Origin of the sequence: Nocardia sp. NPDC049707 (genome assembly GCF_040674855.1) — a bacterium.
In the GTDB taxonomy this organism is placed as follows: domain Bacteria; phylum Actinomycetota; class Actinomycetes; order Mycobacteriales; family Mycobacteriaceae; genus Nocardia.
Genome location: NZ_JBFANN010000021.1, coordinates 12,282 through 33,910 on the forward strand (window position 1 = coordinate 12,282; position 21,629 = coordinate 33,910).

Annotated in this window: 17 protein-coding genes and 1 pseudogene; 7 read left to right on the forward strand and 11 right to left on the reverse strand. The window is 66.9% G+C overall.

The annotated features are described in order from the left end of the window. Positions 1 to 39 precede the first annotated feature (39 nt). Both AB0J29_RS19805 and AB0J29_RS19810 read left to right on the forward strand, forming a co-directional pair. Positions 40 to 438, forward strand: coding sequence for a VOC family protein (locus AB0J29_RS19805; protein ID WP_364787852.1), 399 nt, complete (start codon positions 40 to 42; stop codon positions 436 to 438). A 631-nt stretch (positions 439 to 1,069) separates the two neighbouring features. Further along, entirely contained in the window at positions 1,070 to 2,767 is a 1,698-nt protein-coding gene (locus tag AB0J29_RS19810; protein WP_364787855.1) for an SMI1/KNR4 family protein, read from the forward strand. Between the two features lie 20 nt (positions 2,768 to 2,787). On the opposite strand, the pseudogene AB0J29_RS19815 reads toward AB0J29_RS19810, so the two are convergent. Next, positions 2,788 to 2,948: pseudogene (locus AB0J29_RS19815) on the reverse strand (IS1380 family transposase); the annotation flags it as partial. 550 nt (positions 2,949 to 3,498) lie between these two features. Here AB0J29_RS19815 and AB0J29_RS19820 point away from each other — a divergent pair. Continuing rightward, positions 3,499 to 4,911, forward strand: coding sequence for a PQQ-binding-like beta-propeller repeat protein (locus AB0J29_RS19820; RefSeq protein ID WP_364787858.1), 1,413 nt, complete (start codon positions 3,499 to 3,501; stop codon positions 4,909 to 4,911). A 341-nt stretch (positions 4,912 to 5,252) separates the two neighbouring features. Here AB0J29_RS19820 and AB0J29_RS19825 read toward each other — a convergent pair whose 3' ends face one another. The 6 genes from AB0J29_RS19825 to AB0J29_RS19850 all read right to left on the reverse strand — a co-directional run bounded on the left by AB0J29_RS19825 (position 5,253) and on the right by AB0J29_RS19850 (position 12,330). Next, entirely contained in the window at positions 5,253 to 5,681 is a 429-nt protein-coding gene (locus AB0J29_RS19825) for a VOC family protein (protein WP_364787861.1), read from the reverse strand. Between the two features lie 192 nt (positions 5,682 to 5,873). Beyond that, positions 5,874 to 6,404: a hypothetical protein gene (locus AB0J29_RS19830; RefSeq protein WP_364787864.1), complete on the reverse strand. Its 531-nt coding sequence runs from the start codon at positions 6,402 to 6,404 to the stop codon at positions 5,874 to 5,876. A 140-nt stretch (positions 6,405 to 6,544) separates the two neighbouring features. Further along, positions 6,545 to 7,969, reverse strand: a complete 1,425-nt coding sequence (locus tag AB0J29_RS19835) for an NAD-dependent succinate-semialdehyde dehydrogenase (protein WP_364788124.1) — start codon at positions 7,967 to 7,969, stop codon at positions 6,545 to 6,547. A gap of 66 nt (positions 7,970 to 8,035) precedes the next feature. Further along, positions 8,036 to 9,376 (reverse strand): 4-aminobutyrate--2-oxoglutarate transaminase, encoded by a 1,341-nt coding sequence (gene gabT / locus AB0J29_RS19840; RefSeq protein ID WP_364787867.1) that lies wholly within the window; start codon positions 9,374 to 9,376, stop codon positions 8,036 to 8,038. Positions 9,377 to 9,400: 24 nt separating this feature from the next. Then, positions 9,401 to 10,789 (reverse strand): aspartate aminotransferase family protein, encoded by a 1,389-nt coding sequence (locus AB0J29_RS19845; RefSeq protein WP_364787870.1) that lies wholly within the window; start codon positions 10,787 to 10,789, stop codon positions 9,401 to 9,403. 23 nt (positions 10,790 to 10,812) lie between these two features. Beyond that, positions 10,813 to 12,330: a CoA-acylating methylmalonate-semialdehyde dehydrogenase gene (locus tag AB0J29_RS19850; protein ID WP_364787872.1), complete on the reverse strand. Its 1,518-nt coding sequence runs from the start codon at positions 12,328 to 12,330 to the stop codon at positions 10,813 to 10,815. Between the two features lie 118 nt (positions 12,331 to 12,448). Here AB0J29_RS19850 and AB0J29_RS19855 point away from each other — a divergent pair, with 118 nt between their 5' ends. Further along, a complete protein-coding gene (locus tag AB0J29_RS19855; RefSeq protein WP_364787875.1) occupies positions 12,449 to 14,068 on the forward strand; it encodes a PucR family transcriptional regulator in 1,620 nt (539 codons plus the stop codon). Positions 14,069 to 14,193: 125 nt separating this feature from the next. Here AB0J29_RS19855 and AB0J29_RS19860 read toward each other — a convergent pair whose 3' ends face one another. Genes AB0J29_RS19860 through AB0J29_RS19875 form a run of 4 tightly spaced genes read right to left on the reverse strand, consistent with a single transcriptional unit; the run spans position 14,194 to position 18,078 of the window. Further along, a complete protein-coding gene (locus tag AB0J29_RS19860; protein ID WP_364787878.1) occupies positions 14,194 to 14,667 on the reverse strand; it encodes an FAD-dependent oxidoreductase in 474 nt (157 codons plus the stop codon). Then, positions 14,558 to 15,058: an Lrp/AsnC family transcriptional regulator gene (locus AB0J29_RS19865; protein WP_364787881.1), complete on the reverse strand. Its 501-nt coding sequence runs from the start codon at positions 15,056 to 15,058 to the stop codon at positions 14,558 to 14,560. The genes AB0J29_RS19860 and AB0J29_RS19865 overlap by 110 nt, the downstream gene beginning before the upstream one ends. Before the next feature lie 44 nt (positions 15,059 to 15,102). Next, positions 15,103 to 16,566 carry an aldehyde dehydrogenase family protein gene (locus tag AB0J29_RS19870; protein ID WP_364787884.1) on the reverse strand — a complete coding sequence of 488 codons (1,464 nt, stop codon included), beginning with the start codon at positions 16,564 to 16,566 and terminating at the stop codon, positions 15,103 to 15,105. A 33-nt stretch (positions 16,567 to 16,599) separates the two neighbouring features. Further along, complete coding sequence (locus AB0J29_RS19875) at positions 16,600 to 18,078, reverse strand: APC family permease (protein WP_364787887.1); 1,479 nt, start codon at positions 18,076 to 18,078, stop codon at positions 16,600 to 16,602. A 246-nt stretch (positions 18,079 to 18,324) separates the two neighbouring features. Between AB0J29_RS19875 and AB0J29_RS19880 the strand changes: the two genes are divergently transcribed. Genes AB0J29_RS19880 through AB0J29_RS19890 form a run of 3 tightly spaced genes read left to right on the forward strand, consistent with a single transcriptional unit; the run spans position 18,325 to position 21,601 of the window. Further along, on the forward strand, positions 18,325 to 19,737 hold the full coding sequence (locus AB0J29_RS19880; RefSeq protein WP_364787890.1) for an FAD-binding oxidoreductase: 1,413 nt from the start codon (positions 18,325 to 18,327) through the stop codon (positions 19,735 to 19,737). Continuing rightward, positions 19,734 to 20,114 (forward strand): cupin domain-containing protein, encoded by a 381-nt coding sequence (locus tag AB0J29_RS19885; protein ID WP_364787893.1) that lies wholly within the window; start codon positions 19,734 to 19,736, stop codon positions 20,112 to 20,114. Before AB0J29_RS19880 ends, AB0J29_RS19885 begins: the two co-directional genes overlap by 4 nt. Then, a complete protein-coding gene (locus tag AB0J29_RS19890; protein ID WP_364787896.1) occupies positions 20,111 to 21,601 on the forward strand; it encodes a gamma-aminobutyraldehyde dehydrogenase in 1,491 nt (496 codons plus the stop codon). The genes AB0J29_RS19885 and AB0J29_RS19890 overlap by 4 nt, the downstream gene beginning before the upstream one ends. Positions 21,602 to 21,629 lie beyond the last annotated feature (28 nt).

Consider the following 21,629-nt stretch of genomic DNA (forward strand, 5'->3'; position numbering starts at 1 on the left):
CGGGTTGCAGATCCCCCGGCAGTTGAGAGCATTGTGCAGATGACCGCCACCGCGAACCTGTTTGCTGTCACCATCGACTGCCCAGACCCCACCCGACTTGCTCGGTTCTATCAGGAGTTCCTGGGTGGGCAACTAAGTTCGTGCAGCCCGGACTTCGTCGTGTTGACCAGCGAACACGAGGTACGTCTGGACTTCCAACACGTCGCCAACCATCAACCACCCCCGTGGCCCGACCCCTCCGCACCACGTCGACTCCACCTCGACTTCTGCGTCGAAGACCTCGCACAGACCGAACAGCATCTGCTCTGCCTAGGCGCTACGCTCGCACCGCACCAGCCCGGAGGCCAACGCTTTCGCGTCCTGGTCGACCCCGCCGGGCATCCCTTCTGCATCGCTACCACCGCTGCGGCCGAAATTTCAGGCCCACCTGTCCGCTGAGCCGCCCCGTTGAGGGAACGAAATACCCTGCGGCGCACAGTATCCGAAATTGCCGATTTCGTGCATTAGTGGGCCGTCGCCGCGACGGGACCCGTCCGGGGTGTGCGCGGTGGTCCCGATGCACCGGCGGAGCGCCGATCGGTGAAATAAAGCAGGTCAGGCCATGGTTTTCACCTGCCGAACGCCTACCGGCCTGATCCGAATCTCTGGACCATCGGCCGTCAGGGTGTTCGCGTTGTGGAGCGTTAGGCCCACCAAAACAAAAGGTCCCGGAGAGTTGATGCCCGGATCTGAGAACGTTGTTGCAGCTCAGTGGCTTTCGCGAAGACCGTAGCAAATCACCACAGGTGTGGTGGAAGAACTGCGTTGGTCGTGTCGATGGTGCATCGTTGGCGGATGCCCGAAAGTGCCCTGGATGGCCCGGACTGGGTCGAACTCATAGAGATGCTGCAGAAGAGCTGCCCCCGACCGGCACGCAAAACATCGGCGTGGTCGATGTGGTCGGCCCCCGGCTGGCATCGCGCTGATCAGCGCGGTCGGCTTGCCAGCAGGGTTGAGACCATCGCCCGTATCGGCCGAGGTGGCCTCCGGAGCAGGCATCGGTGTCAGAGGTGGATGTGATGATCGGACGATGCACGTCACCCTCATGGAAGAGTCCTGGCGACGGATCGACTCCTGGCTCGCCGCACATGCGCCGCGTACCTTCGCATCCCTGCGCCCACCCGCCTCGCAGGATGCCATCAGCGCCGCAGCTACCGAGCTGGGGGTGGAGTTCCCCGCGGATCTGGTCGCGTATCTGCGGCACCACGACGGAGTCTCCCCCGGGGAGCGGGGTTTCGTCTCCCCCAAGGAGGGGGGTTTCAGCTTCCCCGGCCATCAGCCCTACACCCTTGCCGAGATCCTCTCCTCGGGCCGGATGCACCACGAACTGTGGGGCAGGCATGGCGAGGACTTGCCATTCGAGGGTTACTGGCACCAGGACTTCGTCACCTTCGCCCGCACCTCCAGTGTGGACGCGCTGGTCGTGGACTGCCGTCGAGGCGAGTCGTTCGGCGCGGTAGGCGAGCACGCGGAGTCCGAGGGTACGAGCTTCGGGAACTGGGAAAGCCTCGCAGCCTTCCTGGAACAGGTAGCCGACTCTCTCGAAAACGGAACCGTCATGAAGGTGGGGCTATCGTATGTGCCTGTCGTCGATGACGGGATGCTGCTGTGGGAGTACGCTCCCGAACGGCGAGCCGAGCCTCGGTCCCTGTTCGCCCTTGCGCTCGCCGACCCGGTCATCGCCGCGCCAGGCCGGACGACTTCCCACGCCACGCTGAACAAGACCTGGCCCAGCGGTTACGACAATTTCTGCCTGACCTTCGCGCAGGCCTTGGACGAGACCGAACTCCTGCGCCGGTTCGGCGCGTTGCCCGAGACCCGGCGCCCACGGTGGAGGGAGGAGGCAGCAATTCCAGACCAGCGGCAGGACCCTCGCGTGCTGCTGCCGGTGGTCCGTGTGGGAACCCGCGGCGGTTGGGCGTTCGGCATCGAGGAAGGTCTTCATCTTTTCGAGGGCACACGCCAGGAGGTGCTGCGCCGTGTGTCCCGCGGCACCCGCGCGGTGTCCGTAAGCTATCAGGGTAAAAGCGGCCCTATCTCGGTGTCCCTTTTCGACAACGGCGAACTGGTGACGAGGTACGACACCCGATCGGCCGTCCCCCACGACGCGCGCGACCCGTTCGAGGTCTTCCCCGGTCTGCCGACGCCACCCGGTCAGGAACCCACGCCACAGCAGTGGCAGGAACGGCTGCTGGCGGTGTGTCACGAGGTCGTTCGCCGCTGTGGCATCCCACTGCCACCGCCCGGCCTGGACGGAGAACTCGACAGCGCGCGGATCCTTCCCCTGCTCCCGGACAACAACTTCGGGCTCCCGGAGCACAACTTCAAGACACTCGTGCCTGACCGGTTTACCGCCCTCGTCGACGCCGCGACGCCTGAGCGCCTGCGCCGTGTACTCGCCGCGCAGATGTCGTCACTGGCCACCGAGACCGGACTCGACACCTATGACGAGGTCGCTGCCGCACTGTCCCTGCTGAGCGAGGAGGATCACCCTGGCGTTACCGACGATTCCGCCCTTGACCTGCGGCTGCGCCGCGTGCACGCCGAGGCCCAGGTGATATACGCCGACTGGAAAGACCGGTCTGTCTGGCAGGACCGCGCCATGGCCGCCCGCGCCCTGGCCGACGCGCTCAACCTGCCGGCCCGGGAAGCCCTCGGCTTGGTCGTGGGGCGGCGTCAGGACCCCCATTGGCGGCAGGAGTTTCGCAAGCAGCTGACCGACGACTGATTCCTGCATGATCCTTGGTCCAGTCGGGCAGGGACTGCGATGATCTTTCGTCGGAGGGTAGCGCGCTGCGGGCTTTGCTCAGGATCGGGCCCGCGAGCGTACCGGCGGCGCGCAGCAGGCTATACGCGATCGTCGCGCACAGCACCCAGGCGGAGTTCACGGCGAAACGCCCCGACGTTATCTCTGGCTGAATCACGGTCGTCTACAACGTCTTCGACGTGTGGGTAGGGATCCACGGCAGCTTCGTCAGTCGCGGAACCAGGCCGCGCTGATGCCCACCTCGGCGGCCACGCGGTGTATATCTGCCGCGCCCAACAGGATTGGACTCCCGCGGGCCCTCCTCCATCAAGTAGTCGTAGTACAGCCGAACCGGCACGATCCGCTGTTGAATCGTGGCATTGGCCGCCCCCGCGCCGCGCCAGACGCAGCAGCGTGTCACTTCGAAGAAGGGTTCTTGATGGCCACCACCCGCTGGGGTCTGTTACATCGTCCCGATCATGGTCGAGATCGACTGCGGCGTCACCATCTGAAGCTCGTTTGCTTCCTCAGACGCGGCATCTCCAGGTCGGCGAATCTCACCGCGCCGAGAACTTGATCTTCGAGCTATGGGAAATCACCAGCGATGGGTCGTCCTCACGATCGCCACCCTTCAACGATGGCTGATACCTTGCAGATTCGCACAGTTCGGCCAGTGCCTGGTCCAGATAGATGTATGAAGGAGACCTCTCCGCATGAACACGGCTGCACAGTGGTTCACCGGTCCGAACAGGCGTCGAAGTTGGATCGCGGTGCTGGTCGTGGCCGTCGTGGTGGGTGTCGCTGCGGTCGTATGGGCGGACCGATCACCACGGCAGTCCCAGCAGGCAACGCCGGTGGTGGGCGGCAAGTTTCGTATCGAGCCCACTCTAGGCTCCGCACCCACTCCTCGCTGGACGGTGCGCGCCGCCGATCTGTCCACTGACCCCGGCGCTGTTCTACTGTCCGCTCCGCACAGTCTGAACGTCTACTACGGAAACGGCACGCCGATGGATGCCGGGACCACGATCGTGGCGGCCACCGCGGTGCCGGACAGCGCGGGTGGCGGGGTCGGGCAGCCGGTCAGCGCGGTGCGACTGCACGGTATCGACCCCGATACCGGAAAGCCGCACTGGACAATCGATGTCGGCGCGATCGCCAGCTGTGCCGAACGGGTGTTTCAGGGCCTGCTGAGCTGTTGGGACACCCATCGGGTCCTGATCGTCGACAGCGCGACGGGCACGGTGCTCACCGACCACATCACCGATTTCGAGGTGGAGCAGGTCGATGCTCGCGACGGTGTCGTCACGGTGGCGGGGCGAACCGCGGATTGGCAGACCGCTGTCTTCACGCGAGGAACCGTCTCAGATATCGCCGCGAGCTGGCGTAAGACGTTTCCGACAGTGGTTCCCGGAGAGCCGGTCATACCCGTCATCAGCGCACCGGACTACTTCCGGTACGGGCGCTACGGCAACATTCGTGTCTACGATTTGCGCACTGGCGAGCCGCTTTTCACCGGACCGGTCGGCTATGTCTTCGACGGCGGCATGATCGCCTCGCAGGTGATCGATCGCAGCGGCACCGCGGGAAAGGTCGCGTTGCTCGGCCGCGACGGACACCGCATCACCGAGGTCGCCAATGCCAGCTTCATGCTCGAGTGGTACCCGGTCGCCACCGCGTCGCCACTGCCGATCCTGACCGGCGAGAGTGCCTACGAGCGCACGACAGGCCGAGTCCTGTGGACCAATCCCGAGATCGGCATCGACGACACAGCCGGGCGCAAGGACGCGATCGAGGGTGTGGTGCGAGATACCGTGATCATCCGATCACTCGATGGCACAATGCTTTCCGGGCTCGATCTCACCGACGGGCATCGAATCTGGCAGCGGCCCTCGCCGTTCGAACACGCCACGAAATTCACAAGCTATGACGGCATCACCGACGCAACCCATCTCATCCTGACCGACGGTGTCACCGTGCAGGCGATCGATGGCGTCGACGGAACTCCGGTGTGGTCGATGCTGTTGCCGCCCAGTGGTGATCCCAGAGTCCACTCGCAGGTGCGGGCGATGGGCGGTCGCATGGTCACCGTGACCGCGCACGAATTCACCGGATACGCTGCGGCATAATGTGACTCGAACGTTCGGCGGCAGCCTTCATCGGCGGCAAATTCAGTCGGCGACCGCAAGCGCCGGGTAGCCGGGTCGGTCGGTCCAAAGCGGGCCGCTACTCAGACGGATGACATGGCAATGCGCCCGCTACCGAGGTCTTCCGTGAGTATCTCGGGTGGGTATTCCGTGTTGGCGGAGTGCGGTCAGGGTCGTGGTGTGGGCTACGCCGAGATGCTGCCCGACTCAGGTGAGGGACCATCCGAGCCGGTAGAGGTGGACGGCGGTCTCGACCTGGTCGGGCAACCAAACCGACTCCGAGAAACCCGGAGAACATCAAAGTCTGCTGACATGCCGGGGATTCAGTGCACGCAGAATTCGTTGCCCTCGACATCAGCCATGGTCACGAAGTACTGACCGCGCTCCCGGCCGGTCCGCAGCGCGGTACCACCGAGGCCGTGGAGTTCGGCCACCAGCGCGTCGACCCGCTCGATCTTGCGCGCCAACGAGTCATCCGGAGAGGTCGCCTGAATGTCCACGTGCAGCCGGTTCTTGACTGTTTTGGATTCTGGCACCGCGAGGAAGCATAGCCGCTCCGGCCCCCGCGGGTTGTGCACCGCAGCGAAGTGAACCCGCTCGTTCTCCGGGAACCCCCGGCCGACCTGGTAGTCCATCCAACCGTCATAGCCGGCCGGAGCTGGATCAACCCGATAGTCCAGGGCCGCAGACCAGAAGGCGGCCATCCGATCCGGATCGTGGCAGTCGATGACAACCTGAAACTGTCGAGGCATGATCGAAAGGATGCCAGCCTGCCTATCGTCCGTAACCCACCGGGCTTGCGATTCGCCGACGCTGGCCGAAGATGTTCGGCGGGTGCCGACACGTGCGATCTGTAGTTTCGGTCCCGGCACGGTCAGCGGGTTCGCGTCATGCCTCGTTAGGTCCACCGGCCCCCTACCTGTTTAGGCGGGTGGATGGCCTTTTTATGCGCTGACTAACTCGCTCACGCCGAAATCGCGACGACGCGTGTAACGATTCCACGGGCACTTCTCGCCACTCCGTCCGGGAGGGAGCCCGTAGAAGAGGTAAACATCGAGGTCCTTGACGCCACGGTCACCGTACACGTAGTGCCTCGCCCCACCCTGAACGAGGCAGCATGCCAGCAGATCGGCGGCCCACTCGGGATGAGTCCGACAAAACTCCATGTGATCGGTCTCCGCGAAACGTGCGAGCCGGCTCAGGTGCTCATCCGTGAGCGGTAGGAAGCTGCGCTCCGAGCGCTCGTCGGTCATTCGATCAATACTGCCACCGGCACCAGCCAACCGATGCGCCAGCAATAGAGGACCGGCCGTCAGGCGCAGTCCAAGGCGCGGGACGCCGGGCAGTGCTCGCATCAGCCGGTCGGCCGCCTCATTCTGCCTGGTCCCGAAGTTGTGCTCGATGAACCGGGCGGTCAGCGGGCCCTGTGCCGTCCCGGATACACCCGAGCGGCCCGTGGCGATGGCCTTACCCATCCATCCATACGACGTAGCCGACTAGGACCAACGGAGACATCAAGGTGCAGAGAATGCAGAAAGCGACATGTGAGACGAGCTTGCGCATATGCCCTCCTCGAATCATCTTCGCCGTGAGGTGCTACTCAGCGTTGTCGACGTTACGGCAGAGCGATGTACTTGGTCTCCAGGTATTCGTCGATGCCCTCGCTGCCGGCCTCACGGCCGAGCCCGGATTCCTTGACACCCCCGAACGGGGCGGCGACGTCGGAGATGACGCCACGGTTGACGCCGACCATCCCGGACTCCAGTGCCCGCGACACCCGCAGGGCACGGTCGAGGGATTCGGTGTAGATGTATGCGGCCAGGCCGTATTCGGTGTTGTTGGCGGCGGCGATGCCTTCGGCTTCACCGTCGAATCCGGTGATCGCGGCCACCGGGCCGAACACCTCTTCGGTGAGGATGCGGGCATCGGGCGGGACGTCGGTGAGCACGGTGGGGGTGTAGAACCAACCTGTGTCGCCGACGCTGTCGCCGCCGGCGCGGACGACCGCACCCTTGTCCACGGCATCGGTGACGAGTTCGGCGACACTTCGGCGTTGTTTGTCGCTGATCAGCGGACCGACATGGGTGCCGTCGGCGTCTCCGGGACCGATCCGCAGCGCCGCCATGCGGGTGGTCAGTTCAGCGGTGAACTGCTCGCGGACGCGGTTGTCGACGTGGAAGCGGTTGGCCGCGGTGCAGGCCTCACCGGTGTTGCGCATCTTGGCGGCCATAGCGCCTTCGACGGCTGCGTCGATATCGGCGTCGTCGAACACCACGAAGGGGGCGTTGCCGCCGAGTTCCATGGAAGTGCGCAGCACCCGGCCGGCGGCCTGGGCGAGCAAGGTCCGGCCGACCTCGGTGGAACCGGTGAAGGTGAGCTTGCGCAGCCGGGGATCGGCGAGTAGGGAAGTGGTGAGCGCAGCCGCGAATGTTGTCGGCAGTACCGACAGCACGCCATCGGGCAACCCGGCGTCGCGGAAGACCTCGGCGAGCAACAGCATGGTCAACGGTGTCTCCTGCGCTGGCTTGACCACGACGGTGCAGCCGGCGGCGAAGGCGGGGCCGATCTTGCGAGTTCCCATGGCCAGCGGGAAATTCCATGGGGTGATGGCCAGGGTCGGGCCGACTGGTTCCTTGGTGACCAGGATGCGTCCGCGCCCGGACGGAGATTCGGTGTAGCGGCCGTTGATGCGGACCGCTTCCTCGGAGAACCAGCGCAGGAACTCCGCACCGTAGTCGACCTCACCCTGACTTTCGGCCAACGGCTTGCCCATCTCCAGGGTCATCAGCAGGGCGAATTCGTCGCGGCGTTCGATGATGAGTTCCCAGGCGCGGCGCAGGATCCGGGAGCGTTCCCGGGCCGGGGTCGCGGCCCAGCCGGGTTGGGCGGCGGCGGCCGAGTCCAGCGCGGCCGCGCCGTCGGCGGGGGTCGCGTCGGCGACCTCGCGCAGCACCTGGCCGGTGGCCGGGTCGTAGACCGGGAAGGTAGCCGCCCCGCTGGCCGGGACCGGGGTGTTACCGATCCACAGCGAGGTGGGCAGTGCAGCGAGGAGCGCGTCGCGCTGGATCACGGTGTGTTCCTGTCGATGTCGGATGACCGGAGGTGGTCAGCTGCGGGTGCGGAGTACGGCTTCGAGGACGTCGAGTGCTTCGGAGAGCAGCTCGTCGCCGATCACCAACGGCGGCAGCAGCCGGATGACGTTGCCGTAGGTGCCGCAGGTCAGGATCAGTACGCCTTGGGAGATCAGTTCCTCGGCAACGGCTTTGGTCAATTCGGGATTCGGCATGTCGGTGCCCGGCCGGACCAGTTCGATGGCCAGCATGGCGCCGCGGCCGCGAACATCGCCGATTGTCGGGACTTCGGCGGCGAGGCGTTGCAGGCGCGGCACGACCAGGGTCTCGATCCGGCGGGCGCGGGCGGGCAGTTTCAGGTCCCGCATGGCCTCGATGGTGGCCAGGGCCGCCGCGCAGGCAACCGGGTTGCCGCCGTAGGTGCCGCCGAGGCCGCCGGCGTGCACCGCGTCCAGCAGCTCGGCGCGGCCGGTGACGGCGGCCAGCGGCATACCGCCGGCGATGCCTTTGGCCATGGTGATCAGGTCCGGCACGACGCCTTCGTGATCGCAGGCGAACCAGTCGCCGGTGCGCGCGAAACCGGTCTGCACCTCGTCGGCGATGAACACCACGCCGTTGCTGCGCGCCCATGCTGCCAGAGTCGGCAGGAATCCCGGTGCGGGAACGATGAATCCACCCTCGCCCTGGATGGGTTCATAGATGATGGCGGCGAGCGAGTCGGTGCCGATCTGCTTCTCGATCCGGGAGATGGCGTGCTCTGCGGCCTGCTCACCGGTGAGACCTGATTCGTCGCGGTAGGGGTAGGAGCCCGGCATCCGGTAGATCTCCGGGGCGAACGGTCCGAAGTGGGATTTGTACGGCACGTTCTTCGCGGTCAGCGCCATGGTCAAGTTGGTGCGACCGTGGTAGGCGTGGTCGAAGGCGACAACCGCCGACCGGCCGGTGGCCAACCGGGCGATCTTGACCGCGTTCTCCACCGCCTCGGCGCCGGAGTTGAACAGCACCGACCGCTTCTCGTGCTCGCCCGGGGTGATCATCGAGAGTTGTTCAGCGACATGGACATACCCCTCGTATGGGGTGACCATGAAGCAAGTGTGGGTGAACCGCGCCGCCTGCTCGGCCACTGCGGCGGTGACCCCGGGATGGGAGGCTCCGACGCTGGTGACCGCGATGCCGGATCCGAGGTCGATCAGAGAGTTGCCGTCCACATCGACGATCACGCCGCCGTCGGCGTCGGCCGCGTATACCGGGACCGACGAGCCGACGCCTGCCGCCACCGCGGTGCGGCGTCGCGCGGTGAGTTCCAGCGAACGTTGGCCCGGGATCGCGGAGGTGAGGTGCCGCTTTTGCGCCAAGCGGTAGGTGGGTTCGGTCATGAACGCTCCTGGGGAATGGTGGGGTCAGCCCGCGAGATGGGTGTCGGCGACGGTGAGCGCGGTGTCGAGGATTTCCAGCCCGCGTCGGACTTCGGCCTCGGACACCGTGCAGGGTGGTACCGCGTGGATACGGTTGAAATTGGCGAACGGCAGCAGGCCGCCGGCCTTGCACGCGGCGATCACGTCGTCCATCGCCGGGCTCGACGACCCGTAGGGGGCGAGCGGAGCCCGGGTGGCCCGGTCGGCGACCAGTTCGATCGCCCAGAACACCCCGAGTCCGCGCACCTCACCCACCGACGGATGTCGCTCGGCGAGCGCGCGCAGCCCGGGGCCGAGGACCTCGGCACCGATCCGGGCCGCGTTCTCGACGATCCCCTCCTGCTCCATGGCGGTGATGGTCGCGACCGCAGCGGCGGTCGCGAGCGGGTGGCCCGAGTAGGTGAGCCCGCCGGGGTAGGGCCGGTCGGCGAAGGTGGCGGCGATCTTTCCGCTGATCGCCACGCCGCCGAGCGGGACGTAGCCGGAGTTCACCCCCTTGGCGAAGGTGATCAGATCCGGCACGACATCGAAGTGTTCGATGGCGAACCAGCGCCCGGTCCGGCCGAAGCCGGCCATCACCTCGTCGGCGATGAACACGATCCCGTACCGGTCGCAGATCTCGCGGACCCCGGCGAGGTAACCGGGCGGGGGAACCATGATTCCGGCGGTGCCCGGCACCGACTCCAGCACAATCGCCGCGATGGAGTCCGGGCCCTCGAACCGGATGAGCTGGTCGAGATGTTCCAGCGCGCGCTCGGACTCCTGCTGTTCGTCGGCGGCGTGGAACTGCGAGCGATACAGGAACGGCCCGTGGAAGTGGATCACTCCGCTGCTGCCGTGATCATTGGGCCAGCGCCGGGGATCGCCGGTCAGGTTGATCGCGGTGTCGGTGCCGCCGTGGTAGGAGCGGTAGCGGGCGAGCACCTTGCGCCGCCCGGTGTGCAACCGTGCCATCCGCACGGCGTGCTCGACGGCGTCGGCGCCGCCGTTGGTGAAGAAGATCTTGTTCAGGTCGCCGGGGGTGCGTTCGGCAATGAGCCGGGCGGCCTCCGAGCGGGCGTGGTTGGCGTGTTGCGGTGCCACGGTGCACAGTTTGGCGGCCTGGGCCTGGATCGCCTCGACGACCTTCGGGTGTTGATGCCCGATATTGGTGTTCACCAACTGGGAGGAGAAGTCCAGCAACCGGTTTCCCGCGCCGTCCCAGACGTGGGAGCCTTCGGCGGCGATGATCGTCATCGGCGAGATCCGGTTCTGCGCCGACCACGAGTGGAAGACGTGGGCGCGGTCGAGCGTGTACGCGGTTTTCCCTTCGGCGAGTGCGGATTCCAGCGTCTGGCCGTTGGGAAGCAGGTCCTGCCCGAGCGAGGTGGTCATGATGTCCGTCCTTTCCGGGGCGCTCAGTTGTTCTGCGGGAAGCCGAGATCGATGCCACCACGGCCGGGGTCGAGCCACCGGCTGGTGACCACCTTGCCGCGGGTGAAGAAGCGCACGCCCTCGGCGCCGTGGGCGTGGATGTCGCCGAACAGTGAGGCCTTCCAGCCGCCGAAGCTGTAGTAGGCGGTGGGCACCGGGATCGGCACATTGATGCCGACCATGCCCACCTCGACCTCGTTCTGGAAACGCCGAGCCGCGCCACCGTCATTGGTGAAGATCGCGGTGCCGTTGCCAAACGGGCCGTTGTTGATCAGATCCAGGGCCTCGTCGTAGCTATCGACCCGCACCACCGACAGCACCGGGCCGAAGATCTCGTCGGTGTATACCGACATCTCCGGTCGCACCCGGTCGATCACGGTGGGGCCCAGCCAGAATCCGTCGGCCTCGCCGTCCGGCTGCACTGTGCGGCCGTCGAGCACGACGGTCGCGCCGGCCTCGATACCCGCGTCGATGTAGGACGCGACCCGGTCGCGATGCGCGCGGGTGATCAGCGGTCCCATATCGGCGTCGCGGGTACCGTCGCCCACCTTCAGTTCGCGCGCGCGGCGGGCGATCCGCTCAACCAGGTCGTCGGCGATTGCGCCGACCGCCACCAGCACCGAGATGGCCATGCAGCGCTCACCCGCCGAACCGAATCCAGCGTTGACCATGGCGTCGGCCGCGACGTCGAGGTCCGCGTCTGGCAGCACCACAGCGTGGTTCTTGGCACCGCCGAGCGCCTGTACCCGCTTGCCGTTGGCAGTGCCGGTGGCATACACGTAGCGGGCGACCGGGGTGGAACCCACGAACGACACCGCCTTGATCGCGGGATTGGACAGCAGTTCGTCGACGGCGACCTTGTCGCCCTGGAGCACGTTGAACACTCCGGCGGGCAGGCCTGCCTCGGACCAGAGTTCGGCGATCCACAGTGCCGCGGACGGATCCTTCTCCGACGGCTTGAGCACCACGCTGTTGCCCGCGGCAATCGCGATCGGGAAGAACCACATGGGGACCATCGCCGGGAAGTTGAACGGCGAGATCACCGCCACCGGGCCCAGCGGCTGCCGGATGGACTGCACATCGACGTCGGTGGAGGCATTCTGGGTCGCCTCACCCTTGAGCAGATGCGCTATGCCGCAGGCGAATTCGACGACTTCCTGGCCGCGGGAGATCTCCCCGAGCGCGTCGGAGAACACCTTGCCGTGCTCGGCAGTGATGATCCGGGCCAGCTCCTCCTTGCGCTGGTCGAGCAATTCGCGGAACCGGAACAGGATCGTGGTGCGCCGAGCCAACGAGGTGTCCCGCCAAGCCGGGAACGCCGCTGCGGCGGAAGCGATCACGGCGCGCGCATCGTCGCGGGTCGCGAGCAGCACCTCTCCGGTGACGGCTCCGCTCGCGGGGTTGGTCACTGCGGCGGTAACGCCACCGGTGCCGTGGAAGAGCTTGCCTTCGCTCCAGTGCGCGATGACGTCGGCCTGCGTGCTGCTCCGAGGGGCTGTCATGGTGGATGTCCTTGTCGGGTCGGGGAGGCGGGTCGGTCGGCTCCACTCTCCGGCAGGAAACAGTCGGGATGGACCGACGGGTTGTCAGATTTCTAGATCTCTTCTTTACACTGTGTCAATGCTCCCCACTGTTGCCGACGTTCTCGCATCCCCGGTGATCCAGGCGGGAAAGCCGGAGGTCATCGGTGGCGGCCCGCTCGATCATCCGGTCCGCTGGGTGCACGTCTCAGACCTGGCCGACCTGTCACAGCTGTTGCAGGGTGGCGAGCTGGTGCTCACCACCGGGCGACCGCTGGCCGACCCACATACCCGGTCCGATTACCTGCCTGGCCTGCGCGCCGCGGGCGCGGTCGGGGTCGTGGTCGAGCTGGGGCCGCAGCTGCCGCAGGTGTCGCCGGAACTCGCCGCGCAGGCCGATGAACTGGGACTGCCAGTGGCGGTGTTACGCGCGGAGGTGCGGTTCGTCGAGGTCACCGAGCACGTGCACCGCGCGATCGTGGCCGACCAGTACGACGAGCTGGTGTTCGCACGCAACGCCCATGAGGTGTTCACCGGACTGAGCATGCGGCGGGCCTCGCTGGACGAGATTGTCGAGGCAGTCGCGGAGATGGTCGACGCCCCGGTCGTACTCGAGGACCTCAACCGGCAGGTGCTCGCTTTCGTCGCGCGAAGCCGCTCCACCCAGGTGCTGCTAGACGACTGGGAGCGACGCTCACGGCTGACGCCCGTTACCGTGCATACCGCAGTGAGTGGCCCCGAATCGTGGCTGACCACCCCGGTAGGCCCGCACCGGCAGGAATGGGGTCGGCTCGTCGTGCCCGCGCCGCGCGCCGTGCCTTCGCGGGCGCGCATGGCGCTGGAACGGGCCGCGCAGGCGCTGGCGCTGCATCGCATGGTGGAACAGGACCGGACCGCCGCCGAGCAGCGGGCGCAGAGCGGTCTGGTCGACGAATTGTGCCGCGGCCGCATTCGGGACGAGGCCGAGGGCCTCGCTCGCGCGGCCGCCCTCGGGCTGCGGATCGGCGGGCACTACATCCCGGTCACAGTGCGCATGGAGGGCCCACCCGGCGGCGATCAGGTGCTGGCGCAGCATTTGCAGGTCCGGCTGCTGGACGCGATGCGCCAAGCGGTGCGATCCACCGGGCTCACGGTGCTGACCGCAGCACGGCGCCCGTGGCAGTTCGATTTGATCGTGTCGCTGCCGTCCACCGATGCCAGCGGGCGTCGGTTGTCCGCGTTGTGTGCCGCGATCCGCGCCGCCCTGCTGCGTTCGGAGTCGGTGTCGTGCTGCGCGATCGGAGTGGGTGCGGTGGCGAACGGTTTACTGGAAGCAGCTGCGCTGCTGGAGGATTCCGCGCACATCGCGGATGTGGCGCTGTCGCTGCCGGACGACGGCAAGGACTTCCACCGTGCCACCGACATCCGGCTGCGCGGCCTACTGGCCTCCCTCCGCGACGACGCGCGGGTGCAGGCCTTCGCCGAGACCGAGTTACGCGGCATCCTCGATCACGATGCCCGGCACGGCGAGGACACCTACGGTGTGCTCCGGCACTTCCTGGAGGTAGGCGGTAACAAGTCGGAGCTGGCCAAGCGGCTGCACGCCTCCCGGCCGACGCTGTATGCCCGACTCGCGACAGTGCAGCGCCTGCTCGGCGTCGACCTCGACGATCCGGAATCGCGGACGTCGCTGCATACCGCCGTGCTGATCCTGGATGCGCCCCGGACACGCCGAAACTGAGCGCGGGCAGGCCGCCCGCTTGGTGTCGATATGGTTCGCGACCTGCCGCACCCACGCCGTGCTCGCGGCGGTCGGCATCCCTTTGGATGCCTACCCCACCCTCAGGCCGACGACACAGCAGCACATCACATTGTGCGCAACACCGCCTCGCCCGCAGTGAGGCCGGTGCTGTAGGACTTGTGGATCGTGCTGGTCACCGCTCCTGCCCTGAAGACGGTGTTCTCGATCGGCTCGTAGAAGCCATCCCGTTCTGAGCTGGGGGCGGGGTAGGCGCCCAGCGCGTACTTGTCCTGCGCCCAGTCGTAGGTCGAGGCTTGAACGGTGGTGAGGCCGCGGTCGCCGGTGTGCGACCGCACGGTTTCCAGAGACGCGGCGAGTCGCTGATCTTCGGGCATGGCCAGTAGTTCCCGCGATTGTGCTGCCCGATGCGGGCACGACTGATGAACGTCGGTGCCCTGGCGGGCTCGGCGGATGTTTGCGGGGGAGGGGCTATTCCGTGACCGTGTCCGGCGTGAAACCGGACTCCAGGCCGGGAACGCCCCACCCGTAGGCCAATTTGTGCACTTCGAGCACGAACAGCGACTCGGTCGACACGACACTCTCCAGCGCGCCGATGTGGTGCTCGACCACATCGACGAAGTGTGCGACGTCGCGGCAGATGACTTCGACCATCACGTCGAATCGGCCGCTTGTCATCACCACGTAGCTGGTTTCCGGGAGCGCGGCGAGTGCCTCGCAGACCTCGCGGGCTCGGCCCGCGCGCACTCGTACCCCGATCATGGCAAGCCGGTCGAATCCGATGGCCAGCGGATTGGCGATCCCGACGATCTGGAGGATCCCGGCGTCTTCGAGACGTTTGGTCCGGTAGCGGACCGAAGACGCCGGGATGCCCAGCTCGTCGGCGAGATTGGAGAAGGTACGGCGACCATCGAGCTGGAGCGCGGCGATGATGCGCCGGTCCAGATCATCCATATCGTCGACGATGTCCACGATGTGCGAGCGTACCGGCCCGCCACCGGGTGCTCGGCCGGTGGTCATCGGCCCAGGTGCAGCACTCCGGTACGCAGGTCGCTCATGTCGATCAGGGTGTGTACCCCGCCGATGCGGCCCCACCCGGTGCGCTTGCCGCCGACCCCGCCGAAGGGCATGTTGATGTCCCAGAAACCGTTGCTGTCGTTGACGATCACCTGTCCGGTGCGCAGGTTCTCCACGAAGTGGTAGGCGCGGTTCATGTCGGAGGTGAACACCCCCGATTGCAGACCAAGGGCGTCGTCGTTGGCCAGCCGCAGCAGTTCTTCGTCGCTGGTCGCGGTGATGATCGGCAGCACCGGACCGAATGTCTCTTGCCGGTTGAGCAAGCTGTCCGGCGCGACATTGTCGACCACGGTGAACTCGTAGTACAGGTCGGTCGGGTAGCCGGAGCTGCGGCCGCCGCCGGTGCGGATGTCGAAGCCGCGGGCGCGGGCCTCCTCCAGATGGGTGTCGACCTTGGCCGCGGTGGACGCGTTGTTCATCGGGCCGAGAGTCGTCGTGCCGGCGAAGGGATCACCCAGCACGGCCTCCTCGGAAGCCTTCAGGGTGGCGGCGACGAATTCGGCGTGGACGTCGGCGTGCACCAGGACCCGGCCGGTCGCGCAGCACACCTGCCCGGCGTTGTAGTAGGCGCCGCGCACCGCCGCCAGCGCGGCTGCTTCGATGTTGGCGTCGTCGAGCACGATCAGCGGGCCGTTGCCGGAGGCCTCGATGATGGCGCGCTTGAGTCCGGCGGAGCGCACGATCTTTTCCGCGGTGGCCGAGGAGCCGATGAACCCGATCGCGTCGATCCCAGGGTGGGTGACCAGTTCGGCGCCGAAGTCTCCCTCGCCCGGCAGCACGCTCACCAGGCCCTTGGGCACGCCCGCTTCTTCGAGGATCTCGACGGCGGTGAGCAGGGCTAGGGAGGTGTGCGTCGGCGGTTTGACCACGAGGGCGTTGCCGGTGGCCAGGCCCGGCGCGGCGAACTCGGTGAACATCAGCACCGGGAAGTTCCACGGCACCACGATGGCCCAGGTGCCAACTGCCTGGTAGAAGGTCCACATCCGCTTCTGCGGATCGTTGGACGGCAGTGTCTCGCCGTGCAGGCGCACTGCGTCTTCGGCGTGCAGGTGGAACAGCTTGGCCGCTTCCTCCAGGTCTGCAACGGATTCCGCGAGCGGCTTGCCCTGCTCGAGGGTCTGGATCCGGGCCAGCTCGTCGATCCGCGCGGACAGCAGATCACCGACGCGGTGACAGATCTCGGCGCGCTGCCACACGCCCATCCGGCGCCACTGGTCCTGCGCCAGACGCGCGGCGGTTACGGCGCGGTCCAAGTCGTCGCGGCCCGGGACCGGCAGTGTCGCGATGGTCTCGCCGGTCACCGGGCTGACGATGTCGGCGGTGCGGCCGCTGGTGCCGTCAACGTACTCGCCGGCGATGTAGAGCTGGGTACGAGCGCGTTGCGAAAGCAAGGTGCTGGTCATCTCGTGTATTCCTTTCGACGGGGTGAAAGTGGGTCAGGCGGGGGTGGTGGGGCGGGTGAGGTGGTCGCCCTTCGGTCCAGGCTCGGCGTCAGCCGACGCGGGTAGTTCGGTGGATCTGTCGTCGCTGCGCTGCACGAAGAACCAGAGTGCGACACCGGCCGCCAGGATTGCCAGTGCGATGCTGAGTTCCTTTGTGCCGCCGTATCCGGTGACCGAGAAGCCGGTGGCGCCGACGACGAGGATCACCGCGAGCAGTGCGGAGAGTACAAGGGACAGCGGCACGAAAACGCGGGGGAGCCGGATCGGCCGCGGCGCTTCCGGTCGATCCTTGCGCAGCAGCGCGAACCCGGCCACAGCGAGGACATGGGTGAGCAGGTAACCCAGGTTGCCGGTGACAATGATGGCCAGCGGCTGCTGCAACACCACGAGCAGCACGACGTTGAGCACCAGCATCACGTTCAGCGCGCGTACCGGCACGCCGCGGCTGTTCAGCTTGCCGACCGCCCGCACGGTGATGCCCTCCTTGCCCATGTTGAACAGGACGCGGGAGGCGTCGGCCACCGAGGTGAGCATGACCAGCAGGAGCGAAGCGATCAGGCACAGCACCATCACGCCGGCTCCGGCCCCGGTCAGCTCGGAGAAGGCGGAGACGAAGAAGGTGCTCGGGTCCGCCGCGACCGCGTCCTCTCCGGCGAAACCGCCCAGGGTAAGCGGCACCAGGAAGAAGATGCCCAGGCAGAACAGTGCGGCGGCGCGGATCGCCCGGGAGGTGTCTTTGACCGGGTCGCGGTACTCCGAGGCAAAGGTCGCGCAGACCTCGATGCCGAGGGTCGTCCAGGCCATCACGTACAGCCAGACGATGGCGGTGTGTAGGCCGTCGAGGCCGTGCAGGTTCCAGCCGTAGTCCAGCGGTGACCACTCGGCCTTGAAGAGCGGGAAGACGATGAACACCGTCAGCGGGATCATCAGGATGGCGGCGGTGACATAGACGAACGCCATCGTCATCCGAACACCGACCATGTTGATGGCGTAGAGCGCGACGATGACGATCAGGCCGATCACGATCGGGAAGCTCAGATGCAGCGGGCCCGCGGCGACCTGCCAGGTCTGGTCGGGGAACCACTGCGACTGGATGAGCAGGCCGGTGAGCGAGCCGTAGGTCGCCAGGTTGGAGCCCCAGGGCAGCCAGTACCCGACCCCGGCCAGCGGCGCCAGGAACGGGAGGCGGTCCTTCCACGCCTCGGCCGCGTAGCCGGAGATGCCTCCCGAGGCATTCGGGAACATGGCCGCCAGTTCGATGTAGAGCCAGTTCACGCCCAGCGCGATGATCATCGAGACGGCCCAGAGCACCGCGGCGCCCCAGACGCCGAGGCCGGCGATCGATGCCCCGAGGGTCGCGATGAGCGCGGCGGGCATCGTCATCGAGAAGGCGAATCCGTCGAACCACCGCATTTTGCGTGGTAGAGCGTCGCCGGATGCAGGCGGCGGAGCTGAAGTGTCGTTGTGGGCCATGGTCACTCTCCGTGGAAACGGGCCGGGCGGCACCGAGGGGGCGTCAGGTCATCGGCAGCTCGCGTGCTGCCGGACTCCTGGCGGACGCCGAACACCGAATGCGATCCGCTCTCAGTGGCGGTCTTTCGTGATTGACATCACGGACAGTTTGACTAACGTTCATCGAATGCGCAACCAATTGCGCAAATATTTGACGAATCGATGAATGATTAGCCTATTTTTGAATGAATCGTGAAAGGTGGAGATGTGCAGAAAACTGTCTTCGAGCGGCGCCCTCCAGCGGAGGCGGTGGTGGAGCACGCGCTCCGCGGCACCGAGCACGGCGTGGTCTGGCTCGATGGCCTGACCCGGCCCCCGCACACGGAGCTGACCGGCTGCATCGACGCCGATCTAGTGGTTGTCGGGGGCGGGTACACCGGCCTCTGGACGGCGTTACGCGCCAAGGAACGTGACCCCGACGCCAGGGTCGTGCTGCTCGAGGGCAAGCGGATCGGCTGGGCCGCGTCGGGGCGCAACGGCGGCTTCTGCAAGGTCAGCCTGACCCACGGCCGGGACAACGGCCTGCGGCGCTGGCCAGACGAGCTGGACACCATCGACGCGCTGGCCGAACGCAACCTCGCCGACATCGCCGACACCATCGACCGCTACGGCATCAAGGCCGACGTGGAGCGCGCCGGGGTCATCAAGGTGGCCGTCGAACCGCACGAGGTGGAGTGGCTGCGCGCTCGCGAGTGCGACGATCGCAACGTCTATCTCGACGAAGAGGCGATGCGTGCGGCGGTGCACTCGCCGACCTACCTCGCCGGCCACTGGGACAAGGGCGACCTGATCGTGCAGCCGGCGAAGCTGGCCCTGGAACTGGCTCGCGTCGCAGTCGAACTCGGTGTGCAGGTGTTCGAGAAATCGCCGGTCATCGGGCTCGAGGAGCAGGGACGGCACATGGTGGTGCGAACCGCCGCCGGTTCGGTGCGGGCGTCGCGAGTCGCGTTGGGCACCAACGTATTCCCTTCGTTGCTGAAGCGGAACCGGTTGATGACGGTGCCGGTCTACGACTACGTGCTGGCCACCGATCCGCTGACCTCCGCCCAGTTACGTGAGATCGGGTGGCAGGGACGCCAAGGCATCAGCGATCTGGCCAATCAGTTCCACTACTACCGGCTCACCGCCGACGACCGGATCGTGTTCGGCGGCTACGACGCCATCTACCGCTACGGTCGGCGTATGCGCCCGGAATACGAGGATCGACCAGAGTCGTTCCGCACCCTGGCGCGCCACTTCTTCACCACATTCCCGCAGCTGGAAGGGGTGCGCTTCACGCACCGCTGGTCCGGCGCGATCGACACCTGCACCCAGTTCTGCGCCTTCTTCGGCACCGCGCGCCACGGCAAGGTCGCCTACGCCGCCGGATTCACCGGCCTCGGCCTCGCCTCCACCCGGTTCGCCGGCGACGTGATGCTCGATCTACTCGAGGGCGCGGACACCGAGCGCACCCGGCTGCGCATGGTGCGCAAGCGCCCGCTGCCGTTCCCGCCCGAACCCTTCGCCTCGATCGGGATCAATGCCGCACGCTGGTCGCTGGACCGCGCCGACCACAACCACGGCCGGCGCAATCTCCTCCTGCGCGCGCTGGACGCCGTCGGCCTCGGATTCGAATCATGACCGGCCCGCAACTGACCGCGGGCACCGCTACCGACGCCGTTGCCGCCCCCCTCGATCGCAGCCCGCTGCCGGAGGACCAGGTCATCAGCGGACCAGAACCGACCGTGGGCAACCTCTCCCTGGGCGCACTCGCCGGTGTCAGCGTCGGTATCTGGGAGATCGGTCCCAGCGTGACCCGCGACGTCGAGGCCGACGAGATGTTCGTGGTTCTGACCGGTTCGGCGACCGTCTCTTTCGAGGACGGCACCCCCGACCTGACCTTGCGACCCGGCACTGTGGCCCGGCTGGCGTCCGGTCAGCGCACCCGTTGGGCGGTCACCGAAACGCTGCGCAAGATCTACGTGCTCGCCCCCGCCGCGAAGGAGGACACGGCATGACCACCGACCCAGATCTGCCCGGCCTGCACATCGGCGGCGTGCCGCGGGAAGGCGGCGGTACCGAACACTACGAGGTGCGTGACCCGGCGACCGGCCGGGTGGTGAGCTCCCGCCCAGAGGCCGACGTTCGTGATGTGGACGACGCGGTGCGCGCCGCCCACACCTCATTCGCCGACTGGTCGCGCACCACACCGGCCGAGCGTTCCACACTGCTGTTCCGCTGGGCGGCCGAACTCGACACCGTCGCAGCGGAACTCGCTGACATAGAGACGCTGCAAGCCGGCAAGCCGATCCGACTGTCCTCCGGGTTCGATGTCCCGGGCAGCATCGACAACGTGGCGTTCTTTGCCGGCGCCGCCCGCAACCTCGAGGGCAAGTCGAGCGCGGAATACTCCCCGGACCACACCTCGAGCATCCGGCGCGAACCGATCGGCGTGATCGGCTCGATCGCACCGTGGAACTACCCGCTGCAAATGGCGGTGTGGAAGATCCTGCCCGCAGTCGCCGCGGGAAACACCGTCGTGCTCAAGCCCGCCGAGATCACCCCGCTGACCTCGCTCATGCTGGCCGACGCCGCGACCCGCGCTGGCATCCCCGCCGGCGTGGTGAACGTGATCACCGGATCGGGCGCCAGCACGGGAGCGAGCCTGGTCCGCCACCCCGATGTCCGGATGGTGTCCTTCACCGGGTCCACTCCGGTGGGCACGCAGATCGCCGCCGCGGCCGCCGGAAAGCGGCTGCACCTGGAACTGGGCGGCAAGGCGCCGTTCGTGGTGTTCGACGACGCCGACCTGGACGCGGCGATCAACGGCGCAGTGGCCGCAGCGCTGATCAACACCGGCCAGGACTGCACCGCCGCGACCCGCGCCTACGTGCAACGCTCGCGCTACGACGAATTCGTCGCGGGCGTGGCCGCTCTCATGGACACCGTCATCCTCGGTGCCCTCGGTGCCCCCGCGACCGATCAGGGCCCGCTGGTCTCGCGCCGCCAGCAGCAGCACGTCGCCGGATTCGTCGAACGTGCCCGCGCAGATGGAGCCCGTGTGGTGCGAGGCGGCGCGATCCCGGGTGGGGAGCTGGCCGAGGGCTACTACTACGAGCCGACGCTGATCGTCGACGCGGATCAGCGCAGCGAGATCGTGCAGCAGGAGGTCTTCGGCCCGGTACTGGTCGTGCTGCCGTTCGATGACGACGCGGAAGCCATCGCGCTCGCCAACGACACCCCTTACGGTCTGGCCGCCTCCGCCTGGACCCGGGACGTATACCGCGCCCAGACCGCCGCCCGCGAGATCGCCGCCGGCTGCGTCTGGATCAACGACCACATCCCGATCATCAGCGAGATGCCGCACGGCGGATACAAGGCCTCCGGCTACGGCAAGGATATGTCCACCTACTCGTTCGAGGAGTACACGGTCGTCAAGCATGTGATGAGCGATATCACCGGCATCGCCCGAAAAGACTGGCACCGCACGGTTTTCGGACGTTGACGAGGGGCGGAGGCTAGAGTTATGGCAG

What these genes read in the sequence shown, in the direction of transcription:
- AB0J29_RS19885 (WP_364787893.1), top strand. Translation starts at nt 19,734, where the DNA reads ATGACCGGCCCGCAACTGACCGCGGGCACCGCTACCGACGCCGTTGCC.
- AB0J29_RS19830 (WP_364787864.1), bottom strand. Translation starts at nt 6,404, where the DNA reads ATGGGTAAGGCCATCGCCACGGGCCGCTCGGGTGTATCCGGGACGGCA.
- AB0J29_RS19850 (WP_364787872.1), bottom strand. Translation starts at nt 12,330, where the DNA reads ATGACAGCCCCTCGGAGCAGCACGCAGGCCGACGTCATCGCGCACTGG.
- AB0J29_RS19810 (WP_364787855.1), top strand. Translation starts at nt 1,070, where the DNA reads ATGCACGTCACCCTCATGGAAGAGTCCTGGCGACGGATCGACTCCTGG.
- gabT (WP_364787867.1), bottom strand. Translation starts at nt 9,376, where the DNA reads ATGACCGAACCCACCTACCGCTTGGCGCAAAAGCGGCACCTCACCTCC.
- AB0J29_RS19820 (WP_364787858.1), top strand. Translation starts at nt 3,499, where the DNA reads ATGAACACGGCTGCACAGTGGTTCACCGGTCCGAACAGGCGTCGAAGT.
- AB0J29_RS19890 (WP_364787896.1), top strand. Translation starts at nt 20,111, where the DNA reads ATGACCACCGACCCAGATCTGCCCGGCCTGCACATCGGCGGCGTGCCG.
- AB0J29_RS19870 (WP_364787884.1), bottom strand. Translation starts at nt 16,566, where the DNA reads ATGACCAGCACCTTGCTTTCGCAACGCGCTCGTACCCAGCTCTACATC.
- AB0J29_RS19855 (WP_364787875.1), top strand. Translation starts at nt 12,449, where the DNA reads ATGCTCCCCACTGTTGCCGACGTTCTCGCATCCCCGGTGATCCAGGCG.
- AB0J29_RS19825 (WP_364787861.1), bottom strand. Translation starts at nt 5,681, where the DNA reads ATGCCTCGACAGTTTCAGGTTGTCATCGACTGCCACGATCCGGATCGG.
- AB0J29_RS19875 (WP_364787887.1), bottom strand. Translation starts at nt 18,078, where the DNA reads ATGGCCCACAACGACACTTCAGCTCCGCCGCCTGCATCCGGCGACGCT.
- AB0J29_RS19845 (WP_364787870.1), bottom strand. Translation starts at nt 10,789, where the DNA reads ATGACCACCTCGCTCGGGCAGGACCTGCTTCCCAACGGCCAGACGCTG.
- AB0J29_RS19805 (WP_364787852.1), top strand. Translation starts at nt 40, where the DNA reads ATGACCGCCACCGCGAACCTGTTTGCTGTCACCATCGACTGCCCAGAC.